24 protein-coding genes and 1 pseudogene are annotated in these 12,887 nt (G+C 39.6%); 24 read left to right on the top strand and 1 reads right to left on the bottom strand.

The genetic code is table 11. From position 1 onward, the window contains the following. Positions 1–41 precede the first annotated feature (41 nt). The 24 genes from rplB to rplQ all read left to right on the top strand — a co-directional run bounded on the left by rplB (position 42) and on the right by rplQ (position 11,548). The gene (gene rplB, locus V7051_RS17670; RefSeq protein WP_333877136.1) at positions 42–869 is read left to right on the top strand and encodes a 50S ribosomal protein L2; all 828 of its coding nucleotides are present in this window, start codon (positions 42–44) and stop codon (positions 867–869) included. Between the two features lie 12 nt (positions 870–881). Further along, positions 882–1,154, top strand: coding sequence for a 30S ribosomal protein S19 (gene rpsS, locus V7051_RS17665; protein WP_006890485.1), 273 nt, complete (start codon positions 882–884; stop codon positions 1,152–1,154). Between the two features lie 8 nt (positions 1,155–1,162). After that, positions 1,163–1,498 carry a 50S ribosomal protein L22 gene (gene rplV / locus V7051_RS17660; protein WP_104422825.1) on the top strand — a complete coding sequence of 112 codons (336 nt, stop codon included), beginning with the start codon at positions 1,163–1,165 and terminating at the stop codon, positions 1,496–1,498. Between the two features lie 9 nt (positions 1,499–1,507). Further along, the gene (gene rpsC, locus V7051_RS17655) at positions 1,508–2,179 is read left to right on the top strand and encodes a 30S ribosomal protein S3 (protein ID WP_006890483.1); all 672 of its coding nucleotides are present in this window, start codon (positions 1,508–1,510) and stop codon (positions 2,177–2,179) included. 17 nt (positions 2,180–2,196) lie between these two features. Next, positions 2,197–2,610: a 50S ribosomal protein L16 gene (gene rplP / locus V7051_RS17650; protein WP_006890482.1), complete on the top strand. Its 414-nt coding sequence runs from the start codon at positions 2,197–2,199 to the stop codon at positions 2,608–2,610. Further along, the gene (gene rpmC, locus V7051_RS17645; RefSeq protein WP_104422822.1) at positions 2,610–2,801 is read left to right on the top strand and encodes a 50S ribosomal protein L29; all 192 of its coding nucleotides are present in this window, start codon (positions 2,610–2,612) and stop codon (positions 2,799–2,801) included. The genes rplP and rpmC overlap by 1 nt, the downstream gene beginning before the upstream one ends. 2 nt (positions 2,802–2,803) lie before the next feature. Further along, positions 2,804–3,067 (top strand): 30S ribosomal protein S17, encoded by a 264-nt coding sequence (gene rpsQ / locus V7051_RS17640; RefSeq protein WP_333877130.1) that lies wholly within the window; start codon positions 2,804–2,806, stop codon positions 3,065–3,067. Positions 3,068–3,109: 42 nt separating this feature from the next. Beyond that, positions 3,110–3,478, top strand: coding sequence for a 50S ribosomal protein L14 (gene rplN, locus V7051_RS17635; RefSeq protein ID WP_006890479.1), 369 nt, complete (start codon positions 3,110–3,112; stop codon positions 3,476–3,478). Positions 3,479–3,492: 14 nt separating this feature from the next. Next, positions 3,493–3,810 (top strand): 50S ribosomal protein L24, encoded by a 318-nt coding sequence (rplX, locus tag V7051_RS17630; protein WP_333877127.1) that lies wholly within the window; start codon positions 3,493–3,495, stop codon positions 3,808–3,810. Positions 3,811–3,825: 15 nt separating this feature from the next. Beyond that, on the top strand, positions 3,826–4,365 hold the full coding sequence (rplE, locus tag V7051_RS17625) for a 50S ribosomal protein L5 (RefSeq protein ID WP_333877125.1): 540 nt from the start codon (positions 3,826–3,828) through the stop codon (positions 4,363–4,365). A gap of 13 nt (positions 4,366–4,378) precedes the next feature. Continuing rightward, the gene (gene rpsN / locus V7051_RS17620; protein WP_333877123.1) at positions 4,379–4,684 is read left to right on the top strand and encodes a 30S ribosomal protein S14; all 306 of its coding nucleotides are present in this window, start codon (positions 4,379–4,381) and stop codon (positions 4,682–4,684) included. A 33-nt stretch (positions 4,685–4,717) separates the two neighbouring features. Further along, on the top strand, positions 4,718–5,113 hold the full coding sequence (gene rpsH / locus V7051_RS17615; RefSeq protein ID WP_333877121.1) for a 30S ribosomal protein S8: 396 nt from the start codon (positions 4,718–4,720) through the stop codon (positions 5,111–5,113). Between the two features lie 15 nt (positions 5,114–5,128). Beyond that, positions 5,129–5,662, top strand: coding sequence for a 50S ribosomal protein L6 (rplF, locus tag V7051_RS17610; RefSeq protein ID WP_333877119.1), 534 nt, complete (start codon positions 5,129–5,131; stop codon positions 5,660–5,662). Positions 5,663–5,670: 8 nt separating this feature from the next. Next, on the top strand, positions 5,671–6,024 hold the full coding sequence (gene rplR, locus V7051_RS17605) for a 50S ribosomal protein L18 (protein WP_333877117.1): 354 nt from the start codon (positions 5,671–5,673) through the stop codon (positions 6,022–6,024). Positions 6,025–6,033: 9 nt separating this feature from the next. After that, positions 6,034–6,540 carry a 30S ribosomal protein S5 gene (gene rpsE / locus V7051_RS17600; protein WP_006890472.1) on the top strand — a complete coding sequence of 169 codons (507 nt, stop codon included), beginning with the start codon at positions 6,034–6,036 and terminating at the stop codon, positions 6,538–6,540. A gap of 5 nt (positions 6,541–6,545) precedes the next feature. Beyond that, the gene (gene rpmD, locus V7051_RS17595; RefSeq protein ID WP_333877115.1) at positions 6,546–6,731 is read left to right on the top strand and encodes a 50S ribosomal protein L30; all 186 of its coding nucleotides are present in this window, start codon (positions 6,546–6,548) and stop codon (positions 6,729–6,731) included. Beyond that, positions 6,731–7,165 carry a 50S ribosomal protein L15 gene (gene rplO, locus V7051_RS17590; protein ID WP_333877113.1) on the top strand — a complete coding sequence of 145 codons (435 nt, stop codon included), beginning with the start codon at positions 6,731–6,733 and terminating at the stop codon, positions 7,163–7,165. Before rpmD ends, rplO begins: the two co-directional genes overlap by 1 nt. After that, on the top strand, positions 7,166–8,488 hold the full coding sequence (secY, locus tag V7051_RS17585) for a preprotein translocase subunit SecY (protein WP_333877111.1): 1,323 nt from the start codon (positions 7,166–7,168) through the stop codon (positions 8,486–8,488). Between the two features lie 32 nt (positions 8,489–8,520). Beyond that, positions 8,521–8,634: a 50S ribosomal protein L36 gene (rpmJ, locus tag V7051_RS17580; RefSeq protein WP_081466878.1), complete on the top strand. Its 114-nt coding sequence runs from the start codon at positions 8,521–8,523 to the stop codon at positions 8,632–8,634. Positions 8,635–8,711: 77 nt separating this feature from the next. Beyond that, entirely contained in the window at positions 8,712–9,068 is a 357-nt protein-coding gene (rpsM, locus tag V7051_RS17575) for a 30S ribosomal protein S13 (protein WP_006890468.1), read from the top strand. A gap of 26 nt (positions 9,069–9,094) precedes the next feature. Then, positions 9,095–9,481, top strand: coding sequence for a 30S ribosomal protein S11 (gene rpsK, locus V7051_RS17570; RefSeq protein WP_006890467.1), 387 nt, complete (start codon positions 9,095–9,097; stop codon positions 9,479–9,481). 19 nt (positions 9,482–9,500) lie between these two features. Continuing rightward, complete coding sequence (gene rpsD / locus V7051_RS17565; protein ID WP_333877103.1) at positions 9,501–10,121, top strand: 30S ribosomal protein S4; 621 nt, start codon at positions 9,501–9,503, stop codon at positions 10,119–10,121. 21 nt (positions 10,122–10,142) lie between these two features. After that, positions 10,143–11,156: a DNA-directed RNA polymerase subunit alpha gene (locus tag V7051_RS17560; protein WP_333877101.1), complete on the top strand. Its 1,014-nt coding sequence runs from the start codon at positions 10,143–10,145 to the stop codon at positions 11,154–11,156. A 14-nt stretch (positions 11,157–11,170) separates the two neighbouring features. Continuing rightward, on the top strand, positions 11,171–11,548 hold the full coding sequence (rplQ, locus tag V7051_RS17555) for a 50S ribosomal protein L17 (RefSeq protein ID WP_333877099.1): 378 nt from the start codon (positions 11,171–11,173) through the stop codon (positions 11,546–11,548). A gap of 1,103 nt (positions 11,549–12,651) precedes the next feature. Here the strand turns inward: rplQ and V7051_RS17550 are convergent. After that, a pseudogene (locus tag V7051_RS17550) lies at positions 12,652–12,887 on the bottom strand (IS1 family transposase); the annotation flags it as partial.

Genomic DNA, 12,887 nt, shown 5'->3' with positions numbered 1-12,887 from the left:
TAATTTAAGTTTTAAAAGATCAATAGGAAACGGTAGAAAGCATGGCTATTGTAAAGTCTAAACCGACGTCACCGGGTTCACGGTTTGTAGTGCGAATCAAAAATGATGATTTGCATAAAGGCAAGCCATATGCGCCTTTGTTAAGTAAAAATAGCAAAAGTGGCGGTCGTAATAATCAGGGGCGTATTACAACGCGTCATGTAGGTGGTGGTCATAAACAACACTATCGAATCATTGATTTTAAAAGAAATAAAGTCGATATTCCGGGCGTTGTTGAGCGCTTGGAATATGATCCGAACAGAACTGCGAATATCGCTTTAATATTATTTAAAGATGGTGAGCGGAAATATATCATTGCTCCTAAGGGGCTTGAAGTTGGACAAGAAATCCTTTCGTCGGAAACTACCGCTATTAAGCCGGGTAACTGTATGCCGCTGAGAAATATACCGATGGGGACAACTGTTCATTGCGTGGAATTAAAGCCAGGTAAAGGAGCTCAGGTTGCTCGAAGTGCAGGTACATCTGTGCAGTTAGTGGCTAAAGATGGTGCTCATGCAACTCTTAGATTACGATCTGGCGAAATGCGTAAAGTTATGGCTGATTGTCGTGCTGTAATTGGCGAAGTTTCAAATTCAGAGCATAGTTTGATATCTCTTGGAAAAGCCGGTGCTTCAAGATGGCGAGGTGTTCGTCCTACCGTTCGTGGTGTTGTAATGAATCCGGTCGATCACCCGCATGGTGGTGGTGAAGGCCGTACATCTGGTGGTAGGCATCCGGTGTCGCCCTGGGGTATGCCAACCAAAGGCTATAAAACCAGAAATAACAAACGTACTGATAATATGATTATCAGGCGTCGTAAGCTTAAATAGAGAGGAATTAGCGTGCCGCGTTCAATTAAAAAAGGTCCTTTTATTGATCATCATCTGCTTAAAAAAGTTGAAGATGCTGTAAGTACAAATAATCGGAAACCGATTAAAACATGGTCAAGAAGATCAATGATTATTCCTGATATGCTGGGTTTGACTATAGCTATCCATAATGGACGTCTACATATACCTGTTCTGATTTCGGAGAATATGGTAGGGCATAAGTTAGGTGAGTTCTCGCCAACTCGTACATATAAAGGCCACGTGGCTGATAAGAAATCTAGATAGGTTGTGTTATGGAAGTTTCAGCAAAATTAAAAAACGCTCCACTGTCTGCGCAAAAAGCGCGGTTAGTAGGTGATCAGATTCGTGGTATGCCTGTTGAAAAAGCATTGAACACATTGAAGTTCAGCTCAAAAAAAGCTGCTGCAATTATCAAAAAGATTCTTGAGTCTGCTATTGCTAATGCAGAGCACAATGAAAGTGCAGATATTGACGAATTAAAAGTGTCGACCGTTTATGTAAATGAGGGGGCGACTATGAAAAGATTCAAGGCAAGAGCTAAAGGACGTGCAAATCATATCCTTAAAAGAACCTGCCATATTACAGTTAAAGTCGCAGAATACGAGTAGGGGCAGAAAATGGGTCAAAAGGTACATCCAACAGGTATACGCCTTGGTATTGTTAAGGATTGGAATTCAAGGTGGTATGCGAGCAGTCAGGATTATTCTGTTTTCCTGCACCAAGACTTGACGGTCAGAGACTATATCAAGAAAAAATTAGCTCATGCTTCTGTAAGTCGTATTCAGATTAATCGCCCACCGAATAACGCGCATATTACAATACATACAGCTAGGCCAGGTATTGTAATAGGTAAAAAAGGTGAAGATATTGAAGCATTAAGGCAGGCAGTATCAAAGATAATGGGGATTCCTGTTCAGCTTAATGTTGAAGAGATTAGAAAACCTGAGCTGGATGCCCAATTGGTTGCTGAGGGTGTGGCCCAGCAACTTGAAAAAAGAATTATGTATCGTCGAGCGATGAAGCGTGCTGTAACCAATACAATGCGATTAGGTGCTGAGGGTATAAAGATCAATGTAGGTGGTCGATTAAATGGCGCCGAGATTGCCCGAAGTGAATGGTATAGAGAGGGAAGAGTTCCTTTGCATACATTAAGGGCCGACATCGATTACGCAACTGCTGAAGCACATACTACCTACGGAATTATCGGCATTAAGGTGTGGATATTCAAAGGTGAGGTATTCGATATGGATGCTCATATAGCATCTATTAATTCAGAATCTAAGAAATAGTTGAAGGGATAGAGAAAATGCTTCAACCTAAAAGAACCAAATTCCGTAAACAACATAAAGGCAGAAATAACGGTACTGCCGTGCGTGGCTCATCAGTAAGTTTTGGCGATTTTGGCCTTAAATCAGTCGAGCGTGGTAGACTTACTGCTCGTCAAATTGAATCAGCCCGTAGAACTATTACTCGGCACGTCAAGCGTGGTGGTAAAATATGGATTAGAATCTTCCCAGATAAGCCAATTACCAAAAAACCATTAGAAGTTCGTATGGGAAAAGGAAAAGGTAGTGTAGAATATTGGGTTGCTCAGGTTAAGCCTGGAACTATGTTGTATGAAATACAGGGTGTTTCTGAGGAGTTGGCTCGTGAAGCATTCGCTTTAGGTGCCGCCAAGTTACCTTTGAAAACACTTTTTACTGCTCGGACAATAATGTAATGAAAGCAAGTGAATTACGCCAAAAATCTAAAGACGAATTAGGGGCAATGTTGCTCGAATTGTCGCGTGAACAATTTAATCTTAAAATGCAGAAAGGTACAGGTCAACTGTCTAAGCCGGATCAAGTAAAAAAGGTTAGGCGTGATGTGGCACGTATCCATACCATATTAAACGAAATGGCGAGCGCATAATAATGAGTGAAAATGTAACTAAATTGCGGACGATCACTGGTAAGGTTGTTAGTAATAAAATGAACAAAACCATTACAGTTTTAGTTGAACGGGTTGTGAAGCACCCTGTTTATGGTAAATATATCAAGCGCTCAACTAAAATGATGGCTCATGATGAACAGAATATTTGCCATGAAGGCGACGTAGTATCCATTACATCATGCAGACCTATGTCTAAGAACAAAACTTTTATGTTGGTTCAGGTCTTAGAAAGCGCTAACAAATAGCATTATTAAGCTATTTAATAAACAGATAATTAGGAATAAATCATGATTCAGATGCAAACTAACCTTGACGTCGCCGATAATAGCGGTGCAAAAAGGGTCATGTGTATCAAAGTATTGGGTGGGTCTCATAGGCGCTATGCGGGCATTGGTGATATCATTAAAGTCAGTATTAAAGACGCTATACCACGCGGAAGAGTAAAAAAAGGTGAAGTTTATAACGCATTGGTTGTTAGAACTCGCAAAGGCGTTCGTAGGCCGGATGGTTCGGTCATTCGCTTTGATGGTAATGCAGCAGTCATTCTGAATAATAATTTGCAGCCACTTGGTACACGCATTTTTGGCCCTGTAACACGTGAGCTCAGAGGCGAGAGATTTATGAAGATCATCTCGTTGGCTCCTGAAGTTTTATAAGGTAGGGTTTGAAAATGCAAAGAATTAAACAAGGTGATGAAGTTATCATTCGTACAGGTAAAGATAAAGGTAAGAGTGGTAGAGTAAGTAAGGTTTTAAAGGATAATAAAGTTTTGGTTGAAGGAATTAACCAGGTTAAAAAGAACCAAAAACCAAATCCAAATGCTGGGGTTTCAGGTGGAATTATTGTCAAGGACATGCCGATTAATATTTCTAATGTAGGGTTATACAACCCTGAGACCAAAAAAGCGGATCGTGTCGGCTTTAAGTTTCTAGAAGATGGAAAAAAAGTCAGATATTTTAAGTCAACAAATGAAGTTGTTGATGTATAGGTGTAGATAAAAATCATGGCTAGACTAGAAACCGTATATAAAGAAAAAATCCTTCCAGCATTAGTTGAGCAGTTTGCCTACAATTCTGTAATGCAGGCGCCGCGAATTACAAAAATAACACTCAATATGGGTGTTGGCGGTGCTGTTGCTGATAAAAAAATATTGCAATCTGCAGTAAGCGACATGGAAAAAATTTCAGGTCAAAAGCCTGTTATTACCTTGGCAAGAAAATCAATTGCGGGTTTTAAAATTCGTGATGATATGCCTATTGGGTGTAAAGTAACTCTGCGTAGCGATAGGATGTATGAATTTTTAGATCGCTTAATTAGTATTTCTATTCCTCGAATTCGCGATTTTAGAGGATTGAGCCCTAAAAGCTTTGATGGGCGTGGTAATTATTCCATGGGTGTTAAAGAGCAAATCATTTTCCCTGAAATTGATTATGACAAAATTGATGCGCTACGCGGTATGGATATAACTATTACAACAACGGCTCAAACTAACGAAGAAGGTTTGGCTTTGTTGAAGCTGTTTAATTTTCCATTTAAGAACTAAAGGGCGCATTAAAATGGCAAAAAAATCAATGATTGCGCGTGAAGACAAGCGCAAAAAATTAGTACAAAAGCACGATGTTAAGCGTAAATCTTTGAAAGAAATCATCAGGGATCCAAACGCTACATTTGAAGATAAAGAATCTGCTCATTTACAACTTCAAAAGTTACCTAGAGACTCGAGTGCATCAAGAGTTCGTAATCGTTGTAATTTAACCGGACGTCCGCATGGTTATTACCGTAAATTTGGACTTAGCCGGAATAAATTAAGAGAAGCGACAATGCGTGGCGATGTGCCAGGTTTGGTAAAGGCAAGTTGGTAAGATCTTTTAGATCAAGTTTGGAGAGATTATAAAATGAGTATGACAGACCCAGTCGCAGATATGCTGACCCGGATTAGAAACGGCCAATCTGCTGGTAAAAAGATCGTTAAGCAGCCTTCATCAAAACTGAAAGTATCTATTGCCAAGGTATTAAAAGAAGAAGGATTCATAGCAGGTTATTCAATGGAAACAATCGGTAGTCATACAGAAATGACTATTGAGTTGAAGTACTATAAAGGCGCTCCTGTAATTGAGAATATTAAAAGAATTAGTAAACCTGGTTTACGAATTTATAAATCTAAGGATGAATTGCCAAAAGTTCTTGGCGGGCTAGGGATTGCTATCGTATCAACATCGAATGGTGTGATGACTGATAGAGCTGCTCGTTCAATTGGACATGGCGGTGAAGTCATTTGTACTGTTTGTTAAAGTGTAGGTCAGGTTATGTCAAGAATTGCTAAGGCTCCAGTAATTATCCCAAGTGGTGTGGATATAAGACTAGAGGGTAATAATGTGACTGTAAAAGGAAGTAATGGTCAATTATCTTATGATATTAATTCAGCTGTTAGTCTTGTTATTGCGGATAACGTAATTCAAGTCAACTGGGATAGAGATGATAAAAAAGCTACTGCTCAAGCCGGAACGGCTAGAGCGACCGTAAACAACATGATTATTGGTGTCTCCGCAGGATTTGAAAAAAAACTAACTCTGATTGGCGTGGGTTATAGAGCCCAGGCCAAGGGTAATACACTCAATCTAGCTCTTGGTTTTTCCCATCCAGTTGATTTTGAAGTTCCTGAAGGTATTTTGGTTGAAACGCCTACTCAAACTGAAATTTTAATTAAAGGAAGTGACAAGCAGTTGGTAGGAGAAGTGGCTGCGAAAATTAGAGCATATCGTCCACCTGAGCCATATAAAGGCAAAGGTGTTCGATACGCTGATGAACATGTTGCAAGAAAAGAAGCCAAGAAGAAGTAGGTAGCGAAATGGATAAGAAACAAGCTCGTATGAAGCGCGCATTAAAATTGCGTAGCAAAATTAAGAAATTAAGTACAACAAGATTGTCAATTCACAAAACTTCGCAACATATTTACGCTCAAGTGATTAGTGCTGATGGATCGACAACTTTGGCCAGTGCATCAACAACTCAGGCTGAAATTAAATCGGCATTAAAAAATACTGGAAATGTAATCGCTGCGGCTGAAGTAGGGAAATTTATTGCGCAAAAAGCAATTGCTGCAGGAGTTTCCGAGGTTGCTTTTGATCGTTCAGGATTTAAATATCATGGTCGCGTAAAGGCATTAGCTGATGCGGCACGTGAAGCCGGTTTGAAATTTTAGGGGAATAAAATGTCTACAGCACCTTCTCAGGTTAGTGCAGATGGTTTGCAAGAAAAGTTAGTTAATGTAAGGCGTGTTGCAAAAGTTGTAAAAGGCGGTAGGGTTTTTGGTTTCACAGCACTAACAGTAGTTGGTGATGGTGAAGGCAGGGTGGGATACGGTGTTAGTAAAGCTCGCGAAGTACCTATTGCGATCCAAAAATCTTTAGAACAAGCGCGTAAAAATATGCGTAAAGTTTCTTTAAAAGGAGATACTCTCCAATATCCTATTATGAATACAACTGGAGCCGCGAAAGTTTATATGCAGCCTGCTTCGGAAGGTACGGGTATTATTGCCGGTGGAGCAATGAGGGCAGTATTTGAAGTGGTTGGAGTTCATAATGTATTAGCTAAATGCATCGGAACTAGTAATCCTATTAATGTTGTTAGAGCAACTATTAATGGTCTTACAGGAATGCATAGCGCTAACCAAATAGCTGCAAAACGCGGCTTATCAGTTGAACAGATAATTGGGTAGTAGTAATGGCTGAAGATAAAATAAGTGTTACGATGATAAAAAGCAAATTTGGACGTTTACCGCGTCACCAAGCCTGTCTAAAAGGTTTAGGATTGCGTAAAATCAACCAGACTGTTGTAGTGCTCAATACCCCTGAAAACCGCGGTATGATAAATAAAGTATCGTACATGCTAAAATTTGAGGAAGTATAATGTTTTTAAATACAATCCGTTCAAGTGAAGGGGCTCGGAAAAAGTCCAAAAGAGTGGGTCGAGGTATTGGCTGTACACTCGGTAAGACTTGTGGAAGAGGGCATAAAGGACAGAAGGCGCGTAGTGGAGGCTTTCATAAGGTTGGTTTCGAGGGCGGTCAGATGCCTTTGCAACGTCGATTGCCTAAAATTGGATTTACTTCGTTGATTAGCAAATACTCAGCTGAAGTTAGGTTAAATGAGCTCGATAGTTTGAATGCTGATGTAATTGATCTTAAGACACTGATTGACGCTAATATTGTTCCGGCGTTTACAAAAAAAGCTAAGATAATAAAGTCTGGTATATTGAGTAAAGCTGTTACGATTAAAGGGATAAAAGTAACTAGTGGGGCCAAAGAATCTATTGAAGCTGCTGGCGGCAAAGTAGAGGTTTAAGTGAGTACATCAAGAGCACAGGTATCTGGGAAGGTCGGCGGTTTTTCAGAACTCAAAGCTAGATTGCTTTTTGTTTTGGGAGCTTTTTTTGTATACAGAGTCGGTGCCCATATTCCTGTGCCTGGAATAGATCCTAAGGCACTTGCTGTAATGTTTGAGCAGCAAAGCGGATCAATCTTGGATATGTTTAACATGTTCTCGGGCGGGGCTTTGATGCGTTTAAGCTTATTTGCATTAGGTATAATGCCTTATATTTCGGCATCAATCATCATGCAATTGATGACAGTTGTTATTCCTGCAATGGAGCAACTCAAAAAAGAGGGAGAGTCTGGTCGCCGTAAGATTTCACAGTACACTCGGTTTGGTACTGTCGTTTTGGCAACTTTTCAAGCAATTGGAATCTCTTTGGCGTTGCAAAATCAGACTGCTGGTGGGCTTTCAGTGGTCTTGAGTCCAGGTATAAGTTTTATAGTTATTACAACTGTTACTTTGGTTACAGGTACAATTTTCTTGATGTGGTTGGGGGAGCAAGTTACTGAGCGGGGAATCGGTAATGGTATTTCTTTGATCATATTTGCCGGTATAGTTTCGGGTTTACCGAAAGCGATTGGTGGAACTTTAGAGTTGGCAAGAACCGGAGAAATGAATGGTGCATTTATTATCTTGTTATTTTTGTTATCGATTTCTGTAACTGCATTGGTGATTTTTGTTGAGAGAGGACAGAGAAGGATTCTTATTAATTACCCAAAAAGGCAGCAAGGTCGGAAAATGTATGCAGGGCAAAGCAGTTTCTTGCCTTTAAAGCTAAATATGGCTGGCGTAATACCACCTATCTTTGCATCGAGTATAATTTTGTTTCCAGCTACTATTGCAGGATGGTTTGGTAATAGCGAGGGCTTTGCTTGGTTACAAGATGTGGCTACTATGTTATCTCCTGGCCAACCGATTTATGTTATCTTTTATGCAACAGCTATTATTTTCTTTTGTTTTTTTTATACTGCTCTGGTGTTTAATTCAAAAGAAACTGCTGAAAATTTAAAGAAATCAGGTGCATTTTTGCCTGGAATAAGACCAGGTCTTCAAACAAGTTCATATATTGATAAAGTGATGACGCGGCTAACGTTAATCGGTGCATTCTATATTACACTTGTATGTTTATTGCCTGAGTTTTTGATTGTTTACTGGAATGTTCCGTTCTACTTTGGAGGAACATCTCTATTAATTATTGTGGTGGTTGTAATGGATTTCATTTCTCAGATGCAAACTCACGTTATGTCCCAGCAATATGATGGTTTGATGAAAAAAGCCAATCTAAAAAAATAAATTATTGCACAAGAGCAGTCTAGGAGTTAGTTGTGAAAGTTCGTGCCTCTGTAAAAAAAATTTGTAGAAAATGTAAAGTTGTAAAAAGAAATGGTGTTGTCAGGGTTATCTGTGAAGACGGAAAACATAAGCAACGACAAGGATAATAATTGTTGTGCCAGAATTTATATAATGTTATAATTTGGCGCTTAACTTTAGAGTACTATCAAGTGGGAGTATCTAGATGGCACGTATTGCCGGGATAAATATACCAGATCATAAACATGCAGTGATTGCTTTAACTGCTATTTATGGTGTTGGTCGTCAAACTGCAAGTGAAATTTGTGTTGAAGTAGGTATAACGCCTTCGATTAAAATAAAAGAGCTGACTGAAGAGCAATTGGAAGCCATTCGTAATGTGGTTTCGAAGATGACAGTGGAAGGTGATCTGCGTCGTGAAGTTTCTATGAATATCAAACGTTTGATGGACCTGGGTTGCTATCGCGGAATAAGACATCGTAGAGGATTGCCTTTAAGAGGGCAGAGAACGAGGACTAATGCTCGTACTCGAAAAGGTCCGCGTAAGGCAATTAGAAAATAAGATATTCCTTTAAGAGGTTGAAGTAAATGGCGAGTCAAAATCGTTCTAGAAAACGTATAAAAAAAGAAGTTGCGGATGGCATAGTGCATGTTCATGCTTCTTTTAATAACACAATCATAACTATCACAGATAGAAAGGGTAATGCTCTTTCTTGGGCAACATCAGGAGGGTCTGGTTTTCGTGGGTCCAGAAAAAGCACACCATTTGCTGCGCAGGTAGCGGCGGAAAAGGCTGGTTCTGTTGCTTTGGAATTTGGCATGAAAAATCTCGATGTTATGATTAAAGGTCCTGGTCCGGGGCGCGAATCTGCAGTGCGTTCTCTGAATAATTTGGGATTCAAAATTAATAATATCGTTGATGTGACGCCAATTCCTCATAATGGTTGCCGTCCGCCGAAAAAACGCCGCGTATAAAAATCTGGAGTAGTTTGTTATGGCAAGATATCTTGGGCCCACCTGTAAATTAAGTCGAAGAGAAGGTACTGATCTGTTTTTAAAAAGCAGAGGAAAGTCTTTAGAAAATAAATGTAAATTAGATCAGCGCCCTGGTCAGCATGGTACTAAGCGCGCAAGAAGTTCAGATTACGCTATTCAGTTGAGAGCGAAACAGCGCTTACGCAGAATATACGGTATTTTAGAAAAACAATTTAGAAACTATTATAAATCTGCAGATTTAAAGAAAGGTGCAACAGGTCAAAATTTGTTGAATCTTTTAGAGTCAAGATTAGATAATGTCGTATATCGTATGGGCTTTGCTTCTACTCGAGCAGAGGCACGCCAGTTGGTTAGTCATAAATCTATCCAAGTAAATAATGTTTTGATTAATGTTCCTTCCTATCAGGTTTCTCCAGGTGATGTTCTTACCATTAGAGAGAAAGCGAAAAAACAACAAAGAATTGTTGATGCTTTAATTGTAACTGAGCAATATGGATTCCCTTCTTGGGTCGACGTTAATTCTAAAACAATGTCAGGTACTTTTAGCTCTCTGCCGGATCGTGTAGATTTAGGTAGTGATATAAATGAGCAGTTGGTAGTTGAGCTTTACTCTAAATAATCGTAGTTTTGAGGGATATAAATGCAGAATTCTATTTCTGGCTTGCTGAAGCCTCGATTAGTTGAGGTTATAAGTAAAACACCTAATCATTCTAAGATTGTTATTGAACCTCTTGAGAGAGGATTTGGTCATTCTATTGGTAATGCATTGCGTCGGGTGTTATTGTCTACAATTCCTGGCTGCGCAGTTACAGATGTTGAAATTGAAGGTGTTCTTCATGAGTACACCACTATAGAGGGTGTTCAAGAAGATGTAATTGATATTTTACTTAACCTTAAGAAGTTGGCGGTTGTGCTTCATTCTAAAGATGAGGTTGAGCTTACACTTTCAAAGCATGGAGCCGGTTGTGTTACTGCGGCTGATATTATAGTTCCACATGACGTAGAAATTATTAATCCAGATTTGATAATAGCCAACCTGACACAGGTTGGCGTTTTAAATATGAAGATCAGGGTGCGTCGAGGAAGAGGTTATGAGCCTGTAAGTGTTCGTAAGTCGAATTCTGAGCATAGTCTTATTGTTGGTGCACTTCAACTTGATGCTTCATATAGCCCAATTGTTAAAGTTGCTTATCAAGTCGAAAGTACTCGCGTTGAGCAGCGTACTAATTTAGATAAATTAATAATTGAACTGGAAACAAATGGAACTGTTGATCCGGAAGAAACGATTAAACTTGCTGCTACGATACTTCATGATCAGTTATCTGTTTTCGTTGACTTTGAAAAAGTAAATGATCAACTTGCAGATGAAGAAGTTGAAGTCGAAGAAATATTTGATCCTGTTCTTCTTCGTCCTGTAGATGATCTTGAGTTAACAGTACGTTCTGCTAATTGCTTAAAAGCTGAGAATATTTTTTATATTGGAGACTTAATTCAACGTACCGAAGTTGAGTTATTAAAGACACCAAATCTTGGCAAAAAATCGTTAACAGAAATAAAAGACATTCTTGCTTTAAAAGGTTTATCTTTAGGCATGCGCTTGGAAAATTGGCCTCCTGAAAACCTTGCAGATCAAACTCACGCAATAACACACTAACATTAGGTCTTACAATGAGACATCGTAAATCCGGTAGAAAATTCAATATGAATAGTAGCCATCGTAAGGCGCTGTTCAGTAACATGGTTAGTTCATTATTTAAATATGAATTAATAAAAACAACCTTACCAAAAGCGAAAGAATTGAGAAGCTATGCGGAGCCTTTAATTACTTTATCTAAAGAAGATAGTGTAGCTAAAAGACGTCTTGCTTTTTCTCGGTTACGTGATCGCGACGTAGTAACTAAGCTTTTTAATGAGTTGGGGCCACGTTATAAAAATAGAGCTGGTGGATATTTACGCATTATGAAATGTGGATTTAGACCTGGTGATGATGCGCCTATGGCTTATGTCGAACTGGTTGATAGACCTGTCGTTACCGTAGAAGATTAATTCGGCTTGACGTAAAAAACTATTTTTAACATGCAATAGCAGTCCTAAGACTTTATAAATCTTGAGTTAAGGTTTTGAGGATTTAATAGAATAATAGGCTCTTTGGGGTTTTTTCATAGCGAAATGCAGCAGATTTTTCGATAATGTTCTGTTTAAGTCTGTAATACAGAAAATAAAACCATATGTCTTGCTCTTTCAATAAATTTCAGTGAAGTTCAATTGCATGGCAGGCTGTAAGATGTATATTGCCAAGAAAGTCCCTATGGTTTGTCGACAAGTATAAGCGTGATAGTTAAAATCCACTATTTACGCTTTGCATACGCGTTAATCGTCAGCTAACCTTAAGAACTCTGGTCTTGGCAAGCAACGCATACTTCAGATTAGATTAGGGCTGACTAATTGCATTTTTTACCAGAAAATACTGTCTAGCATTCTGATAGCATTAATTTGATAGCATTGTCAATTAGGGAATTTCTTCGTTAGTTAGCAACATAGCCGAATTGTTAAAATAATTCAGGCACTCGGCAGGGTGAAACTGATATATAATTTGGCCGATAGTCTGCCAGAGCTTGTGGTCGTGCAACCGCTTTATGCAGTAGTACTTTCAGTTTGGTGAATACCTGCTCAATCGGATTCAGGTCACAGGGTTACAGGCGGCAGATATTTCATCGTTGCGCTCTGGCTTCAATCAGTTCTTGAACGTCCGCGACTTTATGAGCGGTAGATTGTCGCAAATCACGATATCGCTAGGTCTTTAACCCGGGCTCTAACTGCGAGTGTAAATACTCTTTGAAAGAAAGCGTCGTCATTCATGGCCTGATTCAAGCACTAGGGCGCGGTGAGTTGATTAGCTCGCAAGCACCTAAACTTTGATGTTTGCCAGTGTCCAGCCGGGGCTGTATCCTTGCAACGGGAACCGCCTAGAACACGGCCATAGCGGCGGATCATATCAGTCGAGGCACTGGTTTCAGCCAGAACACCCGCTTTCGACACATCGCAAGTTTTTTCTGCCACGCTCACCATTGCTCCCCGGGCCCGCGATGTCTTCACGGTTCCGTTCACTGGCAGCAGCGGTTTTTTTATAGCGATAGCCGGTAGTGTGGTTAAATCTGTAATTTGGCGTGAATATCCAAGCCAAATTCGGCCTTGTTAATCAGTAAGCCGATGACCGTATCATGCAGGATTTCCAACTTCGAAAAGCAGATTGTTTTTCGAGTAAGTCGCTTAATCCAGATTCTGAAATTCAATTTTTTTTGCGTTCAATCTTTTGTGGGTTACGCTTACCGTAAGCGCACGCCCCAACCACATAGTCAGAACTGTTTTTCTCTGAATCAATCTC

It is taken from the genome of Methylobacter sp., from assembly GCF_036845245.1.
In the GTDB taxonomy this organism is placed as follows: domain Bacteria; phylum Pseudomonadota; class Gammaproteobacteria; order Methylococcales; family Methylomonadaceae; genus Methylobacter_A.
Note: the sequence above shows the minus strand (reverse complement) of the source record. Positions and strands in the feature narration are given on the sequence as shown.

What these genes read in the sequence shown, in the direction of transcription:
- rplB (WP_333877136.1), top strand. Translation starts at nt 42, where the DNA reads ATGGCTATTGTAAAGTCTAAACCGACGTCACCGGGTTCACGGTTTGTA.
- rplV (WP_104422825.1), top strand. Translation starts at nt 1,163, where the DNA reads ATGGAAGTTTCAGCAAAATTAAAAAACGCTCCACTGTCTGCGCAAAAA.
- rpsC (WP_006890483.1), top strand. Translation starts at nt 1,508, where the DNA reads ATGGGTCAAAAGGTACATCCAACAGGTATACGCCTTGGTATTGTTAAG.
- rplP (WP_006890482.1), top strand. Translation starts at nt 2,197, where the DNA reads ATGCTTCAACCTAAAAGAACCAAATTCCGTAAACAACATAAAGGCAGA.
- rpmC (WP_104422822.1), top strand. Translation starts at nt 2,610, where the DNA reads ATGAAAGCAAGTGAATTACGCCAAAAATCTAAAGACGAATTAGGGGCA.
- rpsQ (WP_333877130.1), top strand. Translation starts at nt 2,804, where the DNA reads ATGAGTGAAAATGTAACTAAATTGCGGACGATCACTGGTAAGGTTGTT.
- rplN (WP_006890479.1), top strand. Translation starts at nt 3,110, where the DNA reads ATGATTCAGATGCAAACTAACCTTGACGTCGCCGATAATAGCGGTGCA.
- rplX (WP_333877127.1), top strand. Translation starts at nt 3,493, where the DNA reads ATGCAAAGAATTAAACAAGGTGATGAAGTTATCATTCGTACAGGTAAA.
- rplE (WP_333877125.1), top strand. Translation starts at nt 3,826, where the DNA reads ATGGCTAGACTAGAAACCGTATATAAAGAAAAAATCCTTCCAGCATTA.
- rpsN (WP_333877123.1), top strand. Translation starts at nt 4,379, where the DNA reads ATGGCAAAAAAATCAATGATTGCGCGTGAAGACAAGCGCAAAAAATTA.
- rpsH (WP_333877121.1), top strand. Translation starts at nt 4,718, where the DNA reads ATGAGTATGACAGACCCAGTCGCAGATATGCTGACCCGGATTAGAAAC.
- rplF (WP_333877119.1), top strand. Translation starts at nt 5,129, where the DNA reads ATGTCAAGAATTGCTAAGGCTCCAGTAATTATCCCAAGTGGTGTGGAT.
- rplR (WP_333877117.1), top strand. Translation starts at nt 5,671, where the DNA reads ATGGATAAGAAACAAGCTCGTATGAAGCGCGCATTAAAATTGCGTAGC.
- rpsE (WP_006890472.1), top strand. Translation starts at nt 6,034, where the DNA reads ATGTCTACAGCACCTTCTCAGGTTAGTGCAGATGGTTTGCAAGAAAAG.
- rpmD (WP_333877115.1), top strand. Translation starts at nt 6,546, where the DNA reads ATGGCTGAAGATAAAATAAGTGTTACGATGATAAAAAGCAAATTTGGA.
- rplO (WP_333877113.1), top strand. Translation starts at nt 6,731, where the DNA reads ATGTTTTTAAATACAATCCGTTCAAGTGAAGGGGCTCGGAAAAAGTCC.
- rpsM (WP_006890468.1), top strand. Translation starts at nt 8,712, where the DNA reads ATGGCACGTATTGCCGGGATAAATATACCAGATCATAAACATGCAGTG.
- rpsK (WP_006890467.1), top strand. Translation starts at nt 9,095, where the DNA reads ATGGCGAGTCAAAATCGTTCTAGAAAACGTATAAAAAAAGAAGTTGCG.
- rpsD (WP_333877103.1), top strand. Translation starts at nt 9,501, where the DNA reads ATGGCAAGATATCTTGGGCCCACCTGTAAATTAAGTCGAAGAGAAGGT.
- V7051_RS17560 (WP_333877101.1), top strand. Translation starts at nt 10,143, where the DNA reads ATGCAGAATTCTATTTCTGGCTTGCTGAAGCCTCGATTAGTTGAGGTT.
- rplQ (WP_333877099.1), top strand. Translation starts at nt 11,171, where the DNA reads ATGAGACATCGTAAATCCGGTAGAAAATTCAATATGAATAGTAGCCAT.